Below are 20491 nucleotides of genomic sequence, written 5' to 3'. Positions count from 1 at the left end.
CAAGAGAATAATCATCAAAAATATAACAAACAAACATTTACAAACATTTCAAATCATTACAATTATGAAGAAAGTATTATTCATGATTTTCGCCGCAATGACCGTGATGGCATGCAGCGATGACTCCACTCCAGGAGTAGAGCCAGGAGGCGGCAGCCAAGCTAAGACTGAGCCAGCTACCGAAGTGTACATCCAGGGCAGCAAGGTGGCTGCCACCCGCGTAGCTGAGGTCCCGACCAACCGAGCATACTTCTTTATCCGCGTAGACAACCGTATCCCCGGCATCGGTAACTTCGACTCCAAAGAGTACTTCCCCCAGACCGAGACAGGTAAGAGCGTCATGGTCGCTGCCAACGAGGGTACCGTCGACGTGTACTACCCCAGCTGGAATAACAGCAGCTTGAACCCCTGGTATGTCTTCGACACCAAGGGCGTGGCTACGCTGAAGGCCATTGACAAGATGCCCACTGTAGAGGACCTCATCAAAGCCGACAAGAGCAAGGGCAAGATCAACTTCAAAGGCGTTGACCTCAAGAAGCTCCACGTGCTGTGGTATATTGTCAAGTACCAGAACGTAGACTACCTGTGGCACGTCGACGGAGTGCTCACCGACCAGGACGTCAAGGACGTGACCGACATACCCGGTATCGGTGAGGACATCAAGAATGAGAACAAGGACCTCGAGGACAAGAGAGACGAGAGCACCGTGCTCCCTACGGGCAACGGCAATGTGGAGGTAGACATACACCAGCAGGCCCACAAGGACTGGAGTGAAATCAAGACCTCTATCCATGTCCGCGACGAAGCCGCCAAGAAGGTTATCGTCGAGATCCCTCTCGCCAAGGAGAATGTGGCTGAGCAGGACGACTTCGCCATCCGCACCTGGGACCTGAAGATTGACGCCAAAGTCTATATCAATGGCAACGAGTACGAGTTTGGTACCACAAATCCTGTGAAGGTAACCATTGAGCATCAGGCTACCAAGGTGGTCATTACTGCAGACTGCACAGCCGCTACAGAGTACATCCAGATGCTGCGCAAGGAGTATGGCGACGGCGTGACCGTTGAGGTTCACACCTACGGCAAGGGACTCACCGACGCCCAGCTATGGGAGAAACTCAAGAAGGCCACCGTGCGCGTCGAGCCCAGCGGCTACAAGTTCTTGAAGTACAACGGCGCCACCAGCGCCTACTTCAGCAAGTAGCCGCCAGCCGTCTATACCATCCGAGACGCGATCAAAGACAAACAAATAACTGCCGTTGGCGCCTGCCTGTGTGAGCAGGCAGACGCCGACGACATCTTGATAACCATTACTAACTATTCAAAATCAACTAATATGAAAAAAGTATTGTTTATGGCTATCGCTGCAATCGCCATGATTTCCTGCAGCGACGACTCCACTTCCGGCCAGGGAACAGGAGGCCAGGGCAGTCAGACCAAGACCGAACCCTCTACCCAAGTGTACATCCAGGGCAACAAGACCGCTGCCACCCGTGCTGCGGCTGCCAAGGTGAACAAGAAGGGTGCCTATTTCTTCATCCGTTTAGACAACCGCATCGCCGGCGCCGAGGACTGCAAGTCGGGCGACTATTTCCCCCAGGACGTATTCGGCAACACTGTCTGGTTGCCATACAACAAGGGATATATAGACGCCGACTACGCCTACTATTCCAGAAATGACGACTACGACAAATACGTCTACGACAGCAAGGGAAAGGCCACCCTCGACGCTATAGTCGAACAACCGCAGCTCAAGAGCATCATCAAGGCCAACCTGAACCCCAAACTGAAGCTCAAGGACATAGATATCGAAGACCTCTACGTCATCTGGTACATGGTGAAGAAGCAGAAAGATAGCTGGCACGTGGACGGTGTGCTGACCAAGAAGACCAACAAGGACCTCTCGGCTATCCCCGGCGTGGGCGGCGACATCAAGGAGGAGAACAAGGACCTCACCGACAAGAAGGATGACAACACCGTGCCCGCCACCGGCGACGGCAACGTGGAGGTAGACATCCACCAGCAAGCCCACAAGGACTGGAGCGAAATCAAGACCTCTATCCATGTGCGCGACGAGGCTGCCAAGAAGGTTGTCGTCGAGATCCCTCTCGCCAAGGAGAACGTGGCAGAGCAGGACGACTTCGCCATCCGCACCTGGGATCTGAAGATTGACACCAAGGTCTATATCAAGGGTACCGAGTATGAGTTTGGCACTACCAATCCTGTACAGGTCATCGTAGAGCATCAGTCCGACAAGGTAGTCATCACCGCCGATTGCACCGCCGCCACAGAGTACATTCAGGCGCTACGCAAGGAGTATGGCGACGGCGTGACCATCGAGGTCCACACCTACGGCAAGGGTCTCACCGACGCCCAGGTATGGGAGAAGGTCAAGAAGTCGACCGTGCGCGTCGAACCCGCCGGCTACAAGCATCTCAAGTACAACGGCGCCACCAGCGCCTACTTCGGCAAGTAGACCCACGGCTGATACAAGCAGCTCTACGGCTCAGACTATCAGCCCTATACCTTATATAATAAGTAGGGCGCTGCCATCCCTGATGGATGACAGCGCCCTCTCTCTATCCGCAATGCCCACATCCGGCATTGCGGATATTGTTTTGATACCGGCTGCGGGCGTCAGGTGTGCAGTTCGTGCCCCAGCCTGCGCCGGCAGAGCCATATCTCTACCGAGTTGATGATGTTCTGCCACAGGATATAACAGCCGGGACCTATCGACGACAGCGGGTTGAGGTAGGTATAGGCTATCCAGATGGCAAAGGCGGTGTTCTTCTGGCCCAGAGCCTGCCCCGACTCAGTGGTGGCACCAAAGTAGTGACCTATAAATCTGCCCACGGCAAACTGGATGACACAGAGGACAAGCCCCAGCAGCGCGATGATGAGCAGGAAGGTCAGCGTGGTGTCAGCGTGTGCGATGTTCTTGGCCGTGGTGCCCGAGACGATGAGCAGCGAGCCACCCCACATGTAGTACGACAAGTCGTTGATGCTCACCACCCACCGATGCAGCCGCTTCATGCCATGCTTCACGATATACGCCAACAACATGGGCAGCACCAGCACCATGCACACCTCGTGCAGGATGGTCAGAAAGGCGGTGAGAAAACTCACATTGGCAGCCTTGTCTATCAGCGGGAAACATACCGGGATGAGCAGCGCTGTGATGAAGTTGGAGATGAAGGTATAGGTGGTCATCTGCTCCAGTTTGCCGCCCAACTTGGCCGTCACCACCGGCGCGGCAGCAGCCACGGGGGCTATGATGCAGGTGATGATGGCCTCGACGATGATCAGACTGTTGTCTTTGAGCCTGTATTCCACCACCAGCAGCGTGAACAGCGCCACAAAGAGCACCTGAACCACGCCCACCCACAACATCCACCTCACGGGTATCAGTCGGCGGAAGTCTACCTTGCAGAAGGTGACAAAGAGTATCAAGAACATAAACAGAGGTAGGATGCGGTCGCAGATGGGACCACACACGCGCGCCGCGCCGTCGAGGGCTGGCACCAGGGCAAAGACCAGATATATCGCGATGCCCGAGGCGATGGACACAGGCAGTGTCCAGTTGCGCAGAAACCGTAACAGAGACTTCATATCAGCTATCTTCAGAATTCATAATCATCTATCGCTGACAAAAGTACGCTTTTTCGCGCTAACAGAGGCAGCCACACCACTTTTTCTGTCATTCCGACGCCCGTCAGACGCTTTTTTCCCTGTGATAGAGCAAAAAGAGCGGCTTTTCCTTTTACCACTACCCGTTTTTTTGTATATTTGTAGCATAATACCAACAAACAATAGATATGCGAAACCTTATCATCTCTTTACTCTTAAGTCTCTGTGCCTCCACGGCATGGGGAGCCAAGGCGTCGTGGATAACGGCTGCCGATGACAGTGTCAACCGCCCCAATACATGGATAGCCTTCCAGAAGGATGTGGTGATGAAGACCAAGCCGCGGAGCCTGAAAGCACGCATAGCCTGCGACTCCAAGTACTGGCTGTGGGTCAACGGCAACCTCGTGGTCTTCGAAGGCTCGCTCAAGCGTGGTCCCGCTCCCGGCGAGGGCTACTACGACGAGATCGACTTGGGCCGCCACCTCCAGCGAGGTCACAACCGCGTGGCTGTCCTTGTATGTTACTTCGGCCGCTCGGGCTTTTCCCATGAGGACAGCGGCAAGTCAGGCCTCTACATCGACTCCGACAATGCCGAGCTGTGTACCAACGCCAGTTGGATGAGCCGCATCCATCCCGCCTATGCCACAGCCACAGGCGAGATGCCCAACTTCCGACTCTCCGAGAGCAACATCAGCTACGACGCACGCCATGCCATCGACGGATGGCAGACTGCCGACGTCTCTGCCAAGTACGGCTTCACTCCCTCGGTCGAGATTGGCTCTTGGGGCGACCGTCCCTGGGGCAAGATGACACGCCGTCCGATACCCATGTTCAAGGACTTCGGCGTCAAGGCTGCCCGCTTCGAGCTCCACGAGGGTGCCCGTCGCGACACCGTCATCGCCTTCCTCCCCGGCAACCTGCAGGTGACACCCGTGATAGACCTCACCGCCACCCAGGGCGGCGACACCATAGACATCTGGACCAACCACTCCCACATGGCGGGCGCCTGGAATGTCAGGGCACAGTACGTGACGCGGCAGGGACAACAGCAGTACGAGTCGCTGGGCTGGATGAACGGCGAGAAGATTATCCTCTATCTCCCCAAGGGCATCAAGGTCAACGGCGTAAGCTATCGCCAGACGGGTTATGATACCAAGGTGGTGGGTACTTTCCACTCTGACAACAATTTCTATAACCGTTTCTGGCAGAAAGCACTCAATACGCTCTATGTCAATATGCGCGACACCTATTTTGACTGTCCCGAGCGCGAGCGCGCACAGTGGTGGGGCGACGAGGTGATACTTACCAGCCAGGCTTTCTACACGCTGTCGCTCTCGTCGATAGACCTGATGCGCAAGGGCATGCTCGAACTGGCTGCCTGGCAGACCGATGAGGGAATACTCCACGCCCCTGTGCCAGGTACCTATAAGAGCGAGCTGCCCGGACAGATGCTGGCAGCCGTAGGACTCTATGGTTTCTGGAATTACTATATGAATACGGGCGATTCTGCCACCATCCGCAAGGTCTATCCTGCCGTGCGCCGATACCTTGAGCGCTTCCCGCTCGACTCCACCGGGCTTACAGCTGCCTACAAGGCCACTTGGCTGTGGGGCGACTGGGGCGACAACCGCGACATCAGGCTCATCTTCGCCGGCTGGCATTACATGGCACTCGACGCGATGGCACGTATGGCCGACATGATGGGCCTCGACGCCGACGCAGCCCAGTATCGCGCCACTATGGAGCAGATCAAGAAGGGTTACAACCACTGTTGGAACGGCTACAGCTACCGCCATCCCCAGTATATGGGCGCTACCGATGACCGCGTACAGGCTCTTGCCGTCATCTCGGGCATCGCCGACGAGTCCAAGTATGGCGAGATATTCAATGTACTCAAGACGCAGGAATACGCCAGCCCCTATATGGAACGCTATATCATGGAGGCCCTCTTCCAGATGGGCCAGGGCGACTACGCCATGCGCCGCCTGAAGAAGCGCATCGCCCCCATGGTCAACGACAAGGACTACCCCACGCTGTGGGAGTTCTGGGATGCCCGCAAGAGGGGCTTCCGTGGCGGCTCGTCCAACCACGCCTGGAGCGGTGGCGGTCTCACCGTGATAGCCCAGAAACTCATGGGCGCCGAGACTATCGACCCCTGCTGGCGACGCTTCAAGATAGACCCGCAGTATGTTACCTTCGGCGAGGCGAGCCTCTCCTTCCCCACCCTGAGCGGCACCGTCTCTACCGCTTTCAAGCGCGACAAAACCCAGCTCACCATGTCGGTGGGCGTGCCTGCCAAGACCGAGGCGCTGGTCTACATTCCCTCGACCGCCACTGACCGCATCACCATCGACGGCCGCGCTCTGCGCACCGACCGCATCGTGACCGACGCCCAGTGGGCCAAGGCGGGCAAGACTGCCGTCTGGCTGCGTGCCGGCAACCACGAGATACGCGTAGCCAAGTAACCCGCTGATACCAGCCGGCATCACCGCCGGCATAGATACGACAAGGCCGAAGCCCGAGACCCACTGTGTCTCCTGCTTCGGCCTTATCATTTCTATGCTTGTCGTGTTGACTACATGATTTTGGGCACCTGGGCGAGATACTGCTGCAGTTCCTCGTCAGAGAGCGAGTAGTTCATCAGGTCGCCGTTGAGATAGCTGTCGTACGAGGGCATGTCGATGAGTCCGTGACCACTCAGGTTGAAGAGTATGGTCTTCTGCTCGCCGGCCTCGCGACACTTGAGGGCCTCGCGCACGGTGGCGGCAATGGCATGACAGCTCTCGGGCGCGGGCACGATGCCCTCGGTGCGCGAGAAGAGTATGCCCGCCTGGAAACTCTCCAGCTGCGGGATGTCTACACCATGCATATAGCCGTCCTTGATGAGCTGCGACACGATCATTCCGGCTCCATGGTAGCGCAGACCGCCCGCATGGATATTGGCAGGTTTGAAGTCGTGGCCCAGGGTGAACATGGGCAGCAGCGGAGTATATCCCGCCTCGTCGCCGAAGTCGTATTCAAACTTGCCCCTGGTCAGCTTGGGACAGCTCGATGGCTCGGCGGCGATAAACTCGGTCTTCTTGCCGTCGAGGATGGTATGGCGCATGAAGGGGAAAGCCAGTCCGCCGAAGTTGCTGCCTCCTCCGAAGCAGGCTATCACCATGTCGGGATATTCCTCGGCCATCTCCATCTGCTTTTCTGCCTCAAGTCCTATCACTGTCTGGTGCAGTGAGACATGGTTGAGCACCGAACCGAGCGTATACTTGCATCCCGGAGTCTGCATGGCCAGCTCGACAGCCTCGGAGATGGCAGAGCCGAGCGAACCGGGATTGAGGGGGTCGCGGGTGATGATGTCCTTGCCGGCACGGGTCGACATCGATGGCGAGCCCTCGACCGTGGCTCCGAAGGTGCGCATCAGTATCGAGCGGTAGGGCTTCTGCTTCATGGTAATCTTGACCTGGTAGACAGCAGCCTCGAGACCAAATATCTTGGCGGCATAGGACAGCGCGGCGCCCCACTGGCCCGCTCCGGTCTCGGTGGTGACGTTGGTTACGCCCTCTCGCTTGCAATAATAGCACTGTGCGAGTGCCGAATTGATTTTGTGTGAGCCCAGTGGCGACGCACTTTCATTCTTGAAATAGATGTGAGCAGGCGTGTCGAGCGCCTTTTCCAGGGCATACGCGCGCACCAGAGGTGTCGAACGATAGTAGGCATAGAGGTCTCTCACCTCGTCGGGGATGTCTATCCACGCGTGCTCGGTATCGAGCTCCTGGCGCGAACACTCTTCGCTGAATATATGAGCCAGGTCTTCAGGACCTATGGGCTGGTGGGTCTGTGGGTTGAGCGGCGGCAGCGGCTTGGTGGGCATGTCGGCCTGGATGTTGTACCACTGCCGGGGAATCTGGTCTTCCTCGAGCAGAAATCTCTTTTGTTTTTTCATGTCTTGTCGTGTTAAGTGATTTGATTTCCATTTACAAAAGTAGTATTTTCCACGCAAACCACATTACGTTTTGCCGGTTTTTTACACACCGCGGGCTACATTTTGCCATCCCCCACCATCGATGCGCCATGCGTAGTTGCCTCAGCCACTCTCCCCACCATCGCTGTCGGGACAGAGGGAGCAGGCGCCACGCCGCCGAGGGCGCCAATCATGCCCGAGATGACATCGAGAGTCATTTCGTGGTGCGAAACGACTATTGCACGCCACGATACAATTAAGGCAAAGCCCGAAATGACTATATCCCACTGCCGAAACAACTTTTCGGCCATCGCGACGCAGATTGCGAGGGATGCGGCGAGGGTGGCGAGGGATGGGGTGAGGGCTGCGAGGAATGGGGTGCGGATAGCAAAGGACGGGGCGACAGCAACGGGGGATGCGATAGCGGCGGCAATGGTAGAAATGGGGATGAAGATGGCTTCCATAACACGCGCACGCATACATATTTTTAACAAATATGATGCGATTTGTTTTGCAAAATGATTGGTTATGCGTAACTTTGTAGATGATTTTTCCGACAGCGCCAGCTGCCGGACCTCATCAGCATAAGGTGAAGACAACAATAACAAGAAACAATACAAACAAGCCAAACAAAATGAACAAGCTAAGAACCCTTTGCACAGTAGTGCTGTCGGCAGGTATGGCCATGATGGCCTACGCCGGGAGCAAGACCGAACCCGTAGATTATGTAAGCACGCTGGTAGGCACGGCATCGTCCTACGAGATATCTACCGGCAACACCTATCCCGCGATAGCCATGCCTTGGGGCATGAACTTCTGGGTGCCTCAGACCGGAAAGAACGGCGACGGCTGGACCTACACCTACTCAGCCAACAAAATCCGTGGCTTCAAGCAGACCCACCAGCCCAGTCCGTGGATCAATGACTACGGCATGTTCTCGCTGATGCCCGTCACCGGACGCGCCATCTTCGACGAGGAGCAGCGCGCCAGCTGGTTCTCCCACAAGGCCGAGAAGGCACTGCCCTACTACTATCGCGCCTATCTGGCCGACTACGACGTGGTGACAGAGATTGCGCCCACCGAGCGTGCCGCCAGCTTCCGCTTCACATTCCCCGAGACCGACTCTGCCTTCGTGGTGGTCGACGCCTACCACAACGGCTCTTACGTGAAGATACTCCCCCAGGAGCGCAAGATAGTGGGCTATACCACCTTCAACCACGGCGGTGTGCCCGAGGGCTTCCGCAACTACTTTGTCATCACCTTTGACAAGGACTTCACCTATACCGCCACCGTAGACAAGGGCGTAATCAGCCGCGGCATCGCCGAGACTGCCAACGACCATGCCGGAGCCATCATAGGCTTCAAGACCCGCAAGGGAGAGGTGGTCAATGCTCGCGTGGCATCATCATTCATCAGCGCCGAGCAGGCTGAAGTCAACCTCGGAGAGATTGGCAACCGCTCGTTCGACGATGTGTGCAAGGCCGGACGCCAGCGCTGGAACGAGGTGCTGGGTCGCGTCGAGGTCAAAGACCAGAGTCTGGACCACCTGCGCACCTTCTACAGCTGTCTGTACCGCTCGGTGCTCTTCCCCCGCGCCTTCTGGGAGGTGGTAGACGGCCAGCCCATGCACTACAGCCCCTACAACGGCAAGGTAGAGAAGGGCTATATGTACACCGACACCGGCTTCTGGGACACCTTCCGTTCGCTCTTCCCGCTGCTCAATCTGCTCTACCCCTCAGAGAACGCCAAGATGCAGGAAGGTCTCGCCAATGCTTACCGCGAGAGCGGCTTCCTGCCCGAATGGGCGTCGCCCGGGCACCGCGGCTGCATGGTGGGCAACAATTCGGCATCGGTAGTGGCCGACGCCATCATCAAGGGAGTGCGCACTGCCGACGCCGAGACGCTGTGGCAGGCTGTGGTACACGGTACCCAGGCAGTTCACCCAGAGATAAGCTCTACCGGCCGTCTCGGATACGAATACTACAACAAGCTGGGCTATGTGCCCTACGATGTAAACATCAAGGAGAATGTGGCCCGTACCCTGGAGTATGCCTACGACGACTGGTGTATCTACCAGATGGGCAAGGCACTGGGCAAGAAGGACAAGGAACTGCGCCCATTCAAGCTGCGCGCCATGAACTACCGCAAGGTATTCGACCCCGAGACCCGTCTGATGCGCGGCAAGTTGAAGAACGGCGAGTTCCAGGCACCCTTCAACCCGCTCAAGTGGGGTGACGCCTTCACCGAAGGCAACAGCTGGCACTACACCTGGAGCGTCTTCCACGACCCGCAAGGACTTATCGACCTGATGGGTGGCAACGCCACGTTCAACCAGATGATGGACTCGGTGTTCACCGTACCTCCCGTCTTCGACGACAGCTACTACGGCTTTGTCATCCACGAGATACGCGAGATGCAGGTCATGAATATGGGCAACTACGCCCACGGCAACCAGCCCATCCAGCACATGATCTATCTCTACAACTACTCGGGCCAGCCCTGGAAGGCTCAGCAGCGCGTGCGCGAGGTGATGGACCGCTTCTATACGCCTAACCCCGACGGCTACTGTGGCGACGAGGACAACGGACAGACCTCGGCATGGTACGTATTCTCTGCTCTGGGCTTCTATCCCGTATGTCCTGCCAGCGACCAGTACGTGCTGGGTACGCCCTACTTCGACAGCGTGACGCTCAATCTGGAGAACGGACGCAAGGTGACCATCAACGCCCATGGCAACGGTGCCGACGCTCCCTACATCAGCAGCATGCGTATCAACGGCAGCGAATACACCCGCAACTACATAGACCACGCCACACTCATGGGCGGCGCCAACATCGACTTCAGCCTCAGCCAGAAGCCCAACTACCAGCGCGGCACCAGCGCCAACGACGCCCCCTACTCGTTCAGCCGTGAACTGAAGAAAAAGAAGTAACAACTATATCAATCATGAGAAAAACCATTAAAACACTGATGATGCTGGCAGCACTCACCCTGCTGCCGGCTCAGACATTCGCCATCAAGATTCTGCACGGGCCTTACTTGCAGAGCGTAGGCGAAACCGAGGCCACCATCGTGTGGACCACCGACAGCATGTCGGTAGCTTGGGTAGAGCTGCTGCCCAACGACGGCATAGAGTTCTATGCCCAGGCGCGTCCCCGGTATTATGACACCCACATCGGCATCAAGCGCACCGACCGCATCCATGCCGTCACCCTCAAGGGACTCAAACCCGGCACCACCTATCGTTACCGCATCTATGCACAGGAGGTGTTGAGCCATCAGGCCAACAGGGTCATCTACGGCAACGTGGCAGCCACGGTGGTCTACAAGAAGGCTCCGCTGGCGTTTACCACACTCGATGAGCGCAAGGCGAGCACCTCCTTTGTCGTGGTCAACGACATCCACGGCAAGAGCGACGTGATGGCGCGTCTGCTCGGTAATGCCGGCTACAAGGACAAGGACCTCGTCTTCTTCAACGGCGACATGCTGTCAATCCTCGACAAGGAAGAGAAGATCTGGAACGGATTTATGGACGAAGCCGTCAAGCTCTTCGCCTCGGAGAAGCCTCTCTACTATGTACGCGGCAACCACGAGACACGCGGACAGATAGCCGACCGCTTCCAGCGCTATGTGCGCCCCAACGACGCCAAGCTCTACTTCGCCTTCCGTCAGGGTCCCGTGTACTTCATCTGTCTCGACACCGGCGAGGACAAACCCGACAACGACATCGAGTATGCCGGCATCACCGACTATGACAACTACCGCAACGAACAGGTGGAATGGCTGCGCCAGGTCATCGCCTCAGACGAATACAAGCGTGCCCCCTTCCATGTAGTACTGGGCCACATCCCTCCCCGTTATGACAAGGAAGCCTGGCATGGCGATATTGAGGTCAGGGAGAAGTTTATCCCCGTGCTCAACGAAGCCAACGTCGACCTGATGCTCTGCGGCCACCTCCACGAGTTTGCCTACACCGAGCCCAATGCCCGTCTGAAGTTCCCCATACTGACCAACAGCAATGTAGCCATAGTCTCGGTCAAAGCCGAAGGCGGCAAGCTCGATGTCAAAGTGATAGAGGAAGACGGCAAGACCTCATTCCACAAGACCTACATGCAGCGATAGGCTGACAGCGTCAATAAACAAAGCGGACCAAGATGGTTATCCAACCTGTCTTGGTCCGCTTTTTTGTTATAAAGACTTGGGGCGCTGTGGCCCCAAGCGTCTGTTATCTCAGAAAGAGCATCTCGCGATACTTGGGCAGTGTCCAGAGTTCGTCGCTTACCACCAGCTCGAGCTTGTCTATCTGGTAGCGTATCTCCTCCATCTTGGGCGCCACGGTGTCGTGGTATGCCACAGCCTTGGAGCGCTCGTCCTCTATCTTGTTGGCCACCTTGCGGGCGTCCACGAGTTCCTCCACGCCGGTCTCTATGGCCTGGGTGCGCTCGGCTATCTCCTTGATGATTTTCTTGTTGCGCGCGGTGAGTGCGTCGGCCTCCTCCTTGGAGAACACCTCATACATATTGGTCACATTCTTGAGCAGCTGGCTCTGGTAGTGGGTGGCCACGGGGATGATGTGGTTCATGGTGAGGTCGCCCATGACGCGGGCCTCTATCTGTATCTTCTTGGTGTATGTCTCCCATTTCACCTCGTTGCGGGCTTCAAGCTCGGCGCGCTTCATCACGTTGAGACTCTCAAACATCTTCACGCTCGACTCGTCGAGATAGCGGTCGAAGATGACTGGACATGATGTCTCGCAGTCGAGACCACGACGCTTGGCTTCCTCAACCCACTCGTCGGAGTAGCCGTTGCCATCGAAGTGGATGGGCTGGCAGGTCTTGAGGTCTTCGCGAACCACATCGATGATGGCGCTTATCTTGTCCTCGCCCTTGGTGATGAGTGCGTCTACGCGGCTCTTGAAGTCGTTGAGCGCCTCAGCCACTGCGGCGTTGAGGGCAATCATTGCCGAGGCGCAGTTGGCCTCTGAACCTACCGCGCGGAATTCGAAGCGGTTGCCGGTGAAGGCGAAGGGAGAGGTGCGGTTGCGGTCGGTGTTGTCGATGAGCAACTCGGGGATGCCGGGGATATCGAGGTTCATGCCCTGCTTGCCCTTCATCGAGAAGAGGTCGTCCTTGTCGGCTTTGACGATATGGTCGAGCAGGTCGGTGAGCTGTCGGCCCAGGAAGCTGGAAATGATGGCGGGTGGCGCCTCATTGGCTCCGAGTCGGTGGGCATTGGTGGCACTCATGATGGAAGCCTTGATGAGTCCGTTGTGACGGTACACGCCCATGAGGGTCTCGACAATGAATACCACGAAGCGCAGATTGTCCTCGGGAGTCTTGCCCGGAGCGTGGAGCAGCACGCCCGTGTCGGTCGAGAGGCTCCAGTTGTTGTGCTTACCCGAACCATTGATGCCGGCAAAGGGCTTCTCGTGGAGCAGCACACGGAACCCGTGGCGGCGCGCAACCTTCTTCATGACCGACATGATAAGCATATTGTGGTCTACAGCCAAGTTGCACTCCTCGAAGATGGGCGCCAGCTCAAACTGGTTGGGCGCAACCTCGTTGTGACGGGTCTTGCAGGGGATGCCAAGGGCAAGAGCCTCGATTTCCAGGTCCTTCATAAAGGCCTGAACGCGCTCAGGGATGGTACCAAAGTAGTGGTCGTCCATCTGCTGGTTCTTGGCAGAGTCGTGACCCATAAGGGTACGGCCGGTAAGCATCAAGTCGGGACGCGCGAAGTAGAGTCCTTCGTCTACGAGGAAGTATTCCTGCTCCCAACCCAGGTTGGCCTGCACCTTCTTGACACCGGGGTAGAAGTACTGTGCCACTCCGGTGGCAGCCTCTCCTACTGCGCGCAACGTGCGGAGCAACGGCGCCTTGTAGTCGAGCGACTCGCCGGTATAGGAGATGAAGATGGTGGGTATACAGAGGGTGTCGTCGATGATGAACACGGGCGATGTGGGGTCCCAAGCCGAATAGCCGCGTGCCTCAAACGTGTTGCGTATTCCTCCTGATGGGAAACTTGAGGCGTCGGGTTCCTGCTGGACGAGTAACTTGCCTGAAAACTCTTCTATCATACCTCCCTTGCCGTCGTGTTCGACAAAGGCATCGTGCTTTTCGGCCGTTCCCTCGGTCAGGGGCTGGAACCAGTGAGTGTAGTGGGTCACGCCGTTCTCCTCGGCCCATTGCTTCATGCCCGCAGCCACAGCGTCGGCTATGGAGCGGTCGAGCTGGGCGCCGTTGTCCATTACATCTACCAGCTTGCGATATACATCGGCGGGCAGGTACTTGAACATCTTGGCACGGTTGAACACCAGCTTTCCGAAATACTCGGACGGACGGTCCTTGGGAGTGGCCACCTCGACGGGTTTCTTGTGGAAAGCCTCTTCTACAGCATCAAATCTCAAATTTGCCATAATCTTCGTGAATTGTAAATATGTTGATAACTTGAATATTCTTTGTTTCAGCGCTGCCGGCGATGGCTCCGTCGCGTGCCGACATGGAGGGCCTCACCGTTACGGTGTGCAAAGTTACTGAAAATCTTGCCTATTCCTTTACTGTTTGTCACTTTTTTTTACGATTTTCATCCTCTCTGCCGTCATCCCATCCATTGGCGCAGTCGCTGCATGGCTTCTTCGCAACTGTCGCGGTCGCCAAAGGCGGTGAGACGGAAGTAGCCCTCGCCGCTGGGACCAAAGCCCACGCCGGGGGTGCAGACTACCGAGGCGCCGTAGAGCATCTGCTCGAAGAAGCGCCAGCTCTCCTGACCCTCGGGAGTGCGCACCCAGAGATAGGGAGCGTTCTCGCCGCCATAGACGCTGAAGCCCATGGCGCGCAGGGCGTCGGTCATGAGTCGGGCGTTGCCCATATAGTAGTCGATGGTGGCTCGGGTCTGTGCCTTGCCGTCGGGGGTGTAGATAGCTTCGGCTGCGCGCTGTGAGATGTAGCTGGCGCCGTTGAACTTGGTACACTGGCGGCGCTCCCAGAGATGGTTGAGCTCCACCTGCTGGCGTCCGTCGGTGGTCACAGCTTTCAGGTCGCGCGGGATGACGGTGTATCCGCAGCGTACACCGGTAAAGCCTGCCGTCTTGGAGTAGCTGTGGAACTCTATGGCACACTTGCGTGCGCCCCGTATCTCGTATATCGAGTGGGGAATGGACTTGTCCTGGATGTAGGCTTCATAGGCAGCATCGTAGAAGATGATGGCGTCGTTGGCGAGGGCGTAGTTGACCCATTTCTTCAGTTCTGCCTTAGACAACACGGTACCCGTGGGGTTGTTGGGATAGCACAGGTATATCATATCGACACGGTGGTCGGGCAGCGCGGGCACGAAATCGTTCTCGGCAGTACAGGGCAGATAGGTCACGTTGCTCCAGCGGCCGTTGGCGAAGGTTCCGGCGCGGCCTATCATGGCATTGGAGTCGATATAGACAGGATAGACGGGGTCGGTGACAGCCACCGAGTTGTCCCAACGCACTATCTCCTGGATGTTACCCGTATCACTCTTGGCGCCGTCGTTGATGAAAATCTCCGAGGGGTCAAGGTGTATGCCGCGAGGGGCAAAGTCGTTCTTCAGGATGGCTTCGCGCAGAAAGTCGTAGCCATGCTCGGGGCCATAGCCGTGGAACGACTGCTTGACAGCCAGGTCGTCTACGGCGCGGTGCATGGCTTCAATCACCGCTGGACACAGGGGCTGGGTGACATCGCCTATTCCCAGACTGATGACGTGGGCATTGGGATGGGACACGCGGTAGGCGTTGACCTTCTTGGCCACATCGGCGAAGAGGTAATTGTCCGAGAGTTTCAGGAAGTGTTCGTTTACTAAAGCCATATTCTTCTTGATGTTGTTAAAGTGGAATTACAGGGTTATCTCGCCGTCGTAGACAAACTCGGCAGGGCCCGAGAGCATCACGTGGTCGTCCTCGGCCCATCTCACGTGGAGCCTGCCGCCGTCCATCACCACATCGCTCTCGCGTGAGGTCAGCCCCACGTGGGCGGCAGCCACGGCGGTGGCGCAGGCTCCGGTTCCGCAAGCCATGGTGATGCCCGACCCGCGCTCCCAGACACGGGTGCGCAGTTCGTCGGTGCCCGTCAGCTGGGCAAACTCTATATTGCAGCGCTCGGGGAAGGCTGGCAGATGCTCGCCCATAGCCCCCACGCGCGCCACATCGATGGCGGCGATGTCGTCGACGAAGACCACACAGTGGGGATTGCCCATCGACACAAACAAAGGATGCCCATACTCTCGCAGGGCATCAAGACCCACCTGCTCGTCATACTGACTGGCTTGGTGGAAAGCGGGTTGGAGCATATCGACGGTGACGCCGGTGACCGTAAGCCGGTCGGGCGAGAGGGTCAGCGAGAGTGTTTTCACCCCCGAGAGGGTCTCAAGTTTTATCTCGCTGCTATCCGTAAGATGTCGTTCATAGAGATATTTGCCGATACATCGGCTTGCGTTGCCGCACATCTTGGCTTCGGAGCCGTCGGCATTGAAGATACGCATCGAGAAGTCGGCTCCGCTCAGTATCGAGGGCTTCCCGATAAGCACCAGACCATCGCTCCCGATGCCTGTGTGGCGGTTGCTCCACTTCACCGACGCCGTCTGCGGGTCGGAAATGGGGTAGCGGGTGGTGTCGACATAGATGTAGTCGTTGCCGGCACCGTCCATCTTGGTAAAGTGTATCCTGTTGTGCATCGTTTCTCTCAATCTTACGATTGCAAAAGTACATAGTTTGTCACAAACCATGCCCTAAAATATTGTTTTTTTATCTTTTATTTATGAGAAAGTTACGATTTGCAACGCCGAGGCGCCATTTTTGCATAAAAATGTAAGCACGGAAGTTGCCAAGACTTACACTTTTGTCACAGAGGTCATCAAAAATACCGTGGAGATGGCCAGGAGCATTGCAGAGGTCATCTCCATGCGCGCATCTGCTATCCCTACGTGGATGAAGAGAATACAAAAAACCTTGGCGTCTTCTGACGGCTCCGCCTTGGTGGCAATGACAGCAATGGCAGCCGGAAAACAAGTTTTCCATCGTGCCATCACCGTCATCACCACCGTTATGCGCAGCATGACGTCAGAAGATACCAAGGAGCAACAAGCCGCCGTTGGCGGTAAAAAAAGCCCGGCTCGCGCCGGAACAAAAGAGATAGTCAATAGGATAGCCGTAAGCAGCGGCAACTCTGTAGGAGTTGCCAGGGGTGCGTACCTTCCACATTGGGCTAACTATACATGGTCGGTGGGAGCAAGCCTTCCACATTGGGCTATATTATCCTCACGCCTATTGCATTGTATTCGGGACTGGAGAGGAAGACCTGGGCAAACCTCCTTATACTTTCCCCATCCATCGGGACGATGGTAACAATCTGTAACCAAATCACGGTGATTATGTGAGAAAGTGTAAGGTTTATGGAGTTTATATCTTACACTTTGCAGATTATTGCGATTTTATTAAATCATATTGCTCTATTTCTGGCGGTTATCATGACAAAAGTGATTACTTTTGCAGGGGTAAACTTACTTATTTCCGGCTTTTCGCCCGTTATGGATGCTACACTACAGGATGACAGCATCAGACGACGACACACCGGCTATCGTCCAGAGACAGCCAACCTTATAAATATATATAATATGTGTGGAATTGTAGCCATTTTCAACATTAGCGGCCCTATGGGCCAGCTCCGTGACAAAGCACTGCGTATGAGTCAGAAGATAAGACACCGTGGCCCTGACTGGAGCGGTATCTATACAGGTCACACCGCCATCCTCGCCCATGAACGCCTGTCTATCGTCGACCCCCAATCCGGTCGCCAACCTCTGTTCAGCTGCGACCGCAAGCAGATACTCGCCGTCAATGGTGAGATATACAACCACCAGGACCTACGCGCCCAGTATGCCAACTCCTACACCTTCGCCACAGGTAGCGACTGCGAGTCTATCCTCCCCCTCTACCGCGACCTCTTTGCCGACGGCCGCGACCCCAGCAATAAAGACATCGTTGCCATGCTCGAGCGTCTCTCGGGCATCTTCGCCTTTGCCCTCTACGACGAACAGCGCGAAGAGTTTCTCATCGCCCGCGACCCTATCGGCGTGATACCTCTTTATATAGGTTATGACGGCGAGGGTCGTGTCTACGTGGCCAGCGAGCTCAAGGCCCTCGAGGGTCAGTGTGACCATTACGAGCCTTTTCTCCCAGGCCACTACTACTGGAGCCGTAACCTTGGCATGAAGCGCTATTACCGTAGAGACTGGATGCAGTATGACAACGTAAACGACAACGATGCCAGCGCCGACGCCGTGCGCCAGTCGCTGATGGGCGCGGTGCGCCGCCAGCTCATGAGTGATGTGCCCTACGGCGTGCTGCTCAGCGGCGGACTGGACAGTTCCATCGTCTCGGCCGTAGCCTCACAGTATGCCGAGCGCCGCATCGAAGACGGCGGACGGCAGAGAGCCTGGTGGCCCCGGCTGCACTCCTTTGCGGTAGGACTCAAAGGGGCGCCCGACCTGGTCAAGGCCCGCATGATGGCCGACCATATCGGCACCGTGCACCATGAGGTCAACTACACCATACAGGAAGGACTTGACGCCCTGCGCGACGTGATTTACTTCATCGAGACCTACGATGTCACCACCGTGCGTGCCTCGACGCCCATGTATCTGCTCGCCCGCGTCATCAGGTCGATGGGTATCAAGATGGTACTCTCGGGCGAGGGCGCCGACGAAATCTTCGGCGGCTACCTCTATTTCCACAAGGCTCCCTCTGCCCGCGCCTTCCATCAGGAGACGGTGCGCAAGCTGTCCAAGCTCTACCTCTACGACTGTCTGCGTGCCAACAAGAGTCTGGCGGCATGGGGCGTGGAGGGACGCGTGCCCTTCCTCGACCGCGAGTTTCTCGATGTGGCGATGCGCCTCAACCCCGCTGCCAAGATGTGTCCCGGCGACAAGATAGAGAAATACATTCTGCGCGAGGCCTTTGCCGACATGCTGCCCCACGAGGTGGCGTGGCGGCAGAAGGAGCAGTTCAGCGACGGCGTGGGCTATTCGTGGATAGACACCCTCAAGCAGATTACTGCCGAGGCGGTGAGCGACGACGAGATGGCACATGCCCACGAGCGTTTCCCTATACATACGCCGCAGAACAAGGAGGAATACTTCTACCGCAGCATCTTCGAGGAACATTTCCCGAGCGACAGCGCGGCTCTGAGTGTGCCCAGCGTGCCCAGCGTGGCTTGCTCCACCCCCGAAGCGCTGGCTTGGGATGCCACTTTCAGCGGCAAGAACGACCCCAGCGGCCGTGCCGTCCACGACGTTCATGCCCAGGCTTATTGACACTGCCGTCCCGAAGACGGGGCTCAGCCCGTCACCGACAGACTTCACATAAATAATCATCCTATAAAGAGAAAAGAAAATGAAAGTACACAAGAAATGGATTATCCTCATGGCGGGCATGACGGTCATAGCCTTCGCCGGACTGTTTGCCACCGAACCCTCGTTCGTCTGCGACTTCAACAAAATCAATGGCGCCGATGTGGCATGGCTCATCACCGCCACCATCTTCGTGCTGATGATGACGCCAGGTCTGTCGTTCTTCTACGGCGGCATGGTGGGAGCCAAGAATGTCATCTCTACCATGCTGCAGAGCTTCATCGCCATGGGCCTGGTGAGCGTGCTATGGGTGGTCTTCGGCTTCAGCCTGGCGTTTGGCGACGACATCGGCGGAGTGCTGGGCGACCCCACCACCTTTCTGATGTTCCAGCACGTGGGCGCCGACACCTACATCACGCCTACGGGAAGGCTGCTGGGCGGCGCCACAATACCCCTCGCCCTCTACGCGCTGTTCCAGATGAAGTTTGCCATCATCACCCCATCGCTTATCACGGGTTCGTTTGCCGAGCGTGTGCGCTTCTCGGCCTACCTGTTCTTCATGATGTGGTTTATGGTGTTCATCTACTGTCCGCTGGCCCACATGACGTGGCACCCCGACGGCCTCTTTCTCAAATGGGGCGTCGTCGACTTTGCCGGAGGTATCGTGGTCCACGCCTCATCGGGAGTGGCAGCCCTCGCGGGAGCCATCTTCCTGGGCAGAAGGGCTGCCCAGACGCGCCAGTCGCAGCCTGCCAACATCCCCTTTGTACTGTTGGGAGCAGCCATGCTGTGGCTGGGATGGTTCGGCTTCAATGCAGGCAGTTCGCTGCATGCTGACGGCCAGGCAGTCAAGGCGTTTCTCAATACCAATACAGCCTCGGCAACGGCGATGATGACCTGGATATTCTTTGACTGTCTGCGTGGGCGCAAGCCTTCGGCCATGGGCGCCGCCGTGGGTTGCGTGGTAGGTCTGGTGGCCATCACCCCGTCGGCAGGCTACGTCACCGTAGGACAGAGTATCTTCATCGCCTTTGTCATCACACTGATATGCAATATCGCTGTCTACTGGCGCAGCCACAGCCGCATCGACGATGCCCTCGACGTATTCCCTACCCACGGCACGGGCGGTATCTTCGGCACAGTGCTCACTGGCATCTTCATCCAGGAAGGCCTCATCTCGGGCACGTGGGCTGGCGTGGTGGTCTTCCTTTACCATCTGCTTGCCGTAGCCATCGTCATCGTCTATACGTTTGCCATGAGTTATCTGGGCTACTGGCTTATCGACAAGGTCATCCCCATGCGCGTGAGTGCACAGAGCGAGCGCGTGGGCCTCGACTTCTCCCAGCACGAGGAACACTATGGCCTGTCGCATATCGGTGAGCGCGAGATAGCCGAATACGAGGACTATCTGCGACAGAAGGAATAGCGATGCGACAGGATTGATATTCTCAATCACAACATCTATAACCTCAACCGGGGATGCCAACCGTGACGGTCGGCTCTCCGGTTTTTTTGTGAAGGGAGGCCCCTCCCCGGCCC

At 56.9% G+C, this 20491-nt stretch carries 14 protein-coding genes; 7 read left to right on the top strand and 7 right to left on the bottom strand.

The features are described from left to right. The first annotated feature begins 64 nt into the window (after positions 1-64). Positions 65-1204: a hypothetical protein gene (locus CIK95_RS10245; protein WP_094466948.1), complete on the top strand. Its 1140-nt coding sequence runs from the start codon at positions 65-67 to the stop codon at positions 1202-1204. Positions 1205-1336: 132 nt separating this feature from the next. After that, positions 1337-2476, top strand: a complete 1140-nt coding sequence (locus CIK95_RS10240) for a hypothetical protein (RefSeq protein ID WP_094466947.1) — start codon at positions 1337-1339, stop codon at positions 2474-2476. A gap of 161 nt (positions 2477-2637) precedes the next feature. Here the strand turns inward: CIK95_RS10240 and CIK95_RS10235 are convergent, their stop codons facing one another. Then, complete coding sequence (locus tag CIK95_RS10235; RefSeq protein WP_094466946.1) at positions 2638-3609, bottom strand: transporter; 972 nt, start codon at positions 3607-3609, stop codon at positions 2638-2640. 206 nt (positions 3610-3815) lie between these two features. On the opposite strand from CIK95_RS10235, the gene CIK95_RS10230 reads away from it, so the two are divergent. Beyond that, positions 3816-6092 carry an alpha-L-rhamnosidase C-terminal domain-containing protein gene (locus tag CIK95_RS10230; RefSeq protein ID WP_094466945.1) on the top strand — a complete coding sequence of 759 codons (2277 nt, stop codon included), beginning with the start codon at positions 3816-3818 and terminating at the stop codon, positions 6090-6092. Between the two features lie 110 nt (positions 6093-6202). Here CIK95_RS10230 and CIK95_RS10225 read toward each other — a convergent pair whose 3' ends face one another. Then, on the bottom strand, positions 6203-7567 hold the full coding sequence (locus CIK95_RS10225; protein WP_094387090.1) for a TrpB-like pyridoxal phosphate-dependent enzyme: 1365 nt from the start codon (positions 7565-7567) through the stop codon (positions 6203-6205). A 95-nt stretch (positions 7568-7662) separates the two neighbouring features. Beyond that, on the bottom strand, positions 7663-8064 hold the full coding sequence (locus tag CIK95_RS10220) for a hypothetical protein (protein WP_094466944.1): 402 nt from the start codon (positions 8062-8064) through the stop codon (positions 7663-7665). Between the two features lie 155 nt (positions 8065-8219). On the opposite strand from CIK95_RS10220, the gene CIK95_RS10215 reads away from it, so the two are divergent. Beyond that, on the top strand, positions 8220-10517 hold the full coding sequence (locus CIK95_RS10215; protein ID WP_022310326.1) for a GH92 family glycosyl hydrolase: 2298 nt from the start codon (positions 8220-8222) through the stop codon (positions 10515-10517). Positions 10518-10531: 14 nt separating this feature from the next. After that, positions 10532-11707, top strand: coding sequence for a metallophosphoesterase family protein (locus tag CIK95_RS10210; protein ID WP_094466943.1), 1176 nt, complete (start codon positions 10532-10534; stop codon positions 11705-11707). A gap of 103 nt (positions 11708-11810) precedes the next feature. Here the strand turns inward: CIK95_RS10210 and CIK95_RS10205 are convergent, their stop codons facing one another. The 4 genes from CIK95_RS10205 to CIK95_RS10190 form a co-directional block, all read right to left on the bottom strand. Then, positions 11811-14000: a glutamine synthetase III gene (locus tag CIK95_RS10205; RefSeq protein ID WP_094466942.1), complete on the bottom strand. Its 2190-nt coding sequence runs from the start codon at positions 13998-14000 to the stop codon at positions 11811-11813. Positions 14001-14182: 182 nt separating this feature from the next. Further along, complete coding sequence (locus CIK95_RS10200) at positions 14183-15415, bottom strand: LL-diaminopimelate aminotransferase (RefSeq protein ID WP_094389372.1); 1233 nt, start codon at positions 15413-15415, stop codon at positions 14183-14185. A gap of 27 nt (positions 15416-15442) precedes the next feature. Then, positions 15443-16279 (bottom strand): diaminopimelate epimerase, encoded by an 837-nt coding sequence (gene dapF, locus CIK95_RS10195; RefSeq protein WP_094387096.1) that lies wholly within the window; start codon positions 16277-16279, stop codon positions 15443-15445. A 156-nt stretch (positions 16280-16435) separates the two neighbouring features. Next, positions 16436-16660 carry a hypothetical protein gene (locus CIK95_RS10190; RefSeq protein ID WP_094466941.1) on the bottom strand — a complete coding sequence of 75 codons (225 nt, stop codon included), beginning with the start codon at positions 16658-16660 and terminating at the stop codon, positions 16436-16438. 558 nt (positions 16661-17218) lie between these two features. On the opposite strand from CIK95_RS10190, the gene asnB reads away from it, so the two are divergent. Together asnB and CIK95_RS10180 are read left to right on the top strand one after the other, a co-directional pair. Further along, the gene (gene asnB / locus CIK95_RS10185) at positions 17219-18916 is read left to right on the top strand and encodes an asparagine synthase B (protein WP_094466969.1); all 1698 of its coding nucleotides are present in this window, start codon (positions 17219-17221) and stop codon (positions 18914-18916) included. A gap of 79 nt (positions 18917-18995) precedes the next feature. Then, on the top strand, positions 18996-20378 hold the full coding sequence (locus CIK95_RS10180) for an ammonium transporter (protein WP_094387098.1): 1383 nt from the start codon (positions 18996-18998) through the stop codon (positions 20376-20378). Positions 20379-20491 lie beyond the last annotated feature (113 nt).

Source organism: Prevotella sp. P5-108 (genome assembly GCF_002251385.1).
Lineage (GTDB): Bacteria > Bacteroidota > Bacteroidia > Bacteroidales > Bacteroidaceae > Prevotella.
Note: the sequence above shows the minus strand (reverse complement) of the source record. Positions and strands in the feature narration are given on the sequence as shown.

What these genes read in the sequence shown, in the direction of transcription:
- CIK95_RS10240 (WP_094466947.1), top strand. Translation starts at nt 1,337, where the DNA reads ATGAAAAAAGTATTGTTTATGGCTATCGCTGCAATCGCCATGATTTCC.
- CIK95_RS10225 (WP_094387090.1), bottom strand. Translation starts at nt 7,567, where the DNA reads ATGAAAAAACAAAAGAGATTTCTGCTCGAGGAAGACCAGATTCCCCGG.
- asnB (WP_094466969.1), top strand. Translation starts at nt 17,219, where the DNA reads ATGTGTGGAATTGTAGCCATTTTCAACATTAGCGGCCCTATGGGCCAG.
- CIK95_RS10245 (WP_094466948.1), top strand. Translation starts at nt 65, where the DNA reads ATGAAGAAAGTATTATTCATGATTTTCGCCGCAATGACCGTGATGGCA.
- CIK95_RS10215 (WP_022310326.1), top strand. Translation starts at nt 8,220, where the DNA reads ATGAACAAGCTAAGAACCCTTTGCACAGTAGTGCTGTCGGCAGGTATG.
- CIK95_RS10210 (WP_094466943.1), top strand. Translation starts at nt 10,532, where the DNA reads ATGAGAAAAACCATTAAAACACTGATGATGCTGGCAGCACTCACCCTG.
- CIK95_RS10235 (WP_094466946.1), bottom strand. Translation starts at nt 3,609, where the DNA reads ATGAAGTCTCTGTTACGGTTTCTGCGCAACTGGACACTGCCTGTGTCC.
- CIK95_RS10230 (WP_094466945.1), top strand. Translation starts at nt 3,816, where the DNA reads ATGCGAAACCTTATCATCTCTTTACTCTTAAGTCTCTGTGCCTCCACG.
- CIK95_RS10200 (WP_094389372.1), bottom strand. Translation starts at nt 15,415, where the DNA reads ATGGCTTTAGTAAACGAACACTTCCTGAAACTCTCGGACAATTACCTC.
- CIK95_RS10205 (WP_094466942.1), bottom strand. Translation starts at nt 14,000, where the DNA reads ATGGCAAATTTGAGATTTGATGCTGTAGAAGAGGCTTTCCACAAGAAA.
- CIK95_RS10220 (WP_094466944.1), bottom strand. Translation starts at nt 8,064, where the DNA reads ATGCGTGCGCGTGTTATGGAAGCCATCTTCATCCCCATTTCTACCATT.
- dapF (WP_094387096.1), bottom strand. Translation starts at nt 16,279, where the DNA reads ATGCACAACAGGATACACTTTACCAAGATGGACGGTGCCGGCAACGAC.
- CIK95_RS10180 (WP_094387098.1), top strand. Translation starts at nt 18,996, where the DNA reads ATGAAAGTACACAAGAAATGGATTATCCTCATGGCGGGCATGACGGTC.
- CIK95_RS10190 (WP_094466941.1), bottom strand. Translation starts at nt 16,660, where the DNA reads ATGCTGCGCATAACGGTGGTGATGACGGTGATGGCACGATGGAAAACT.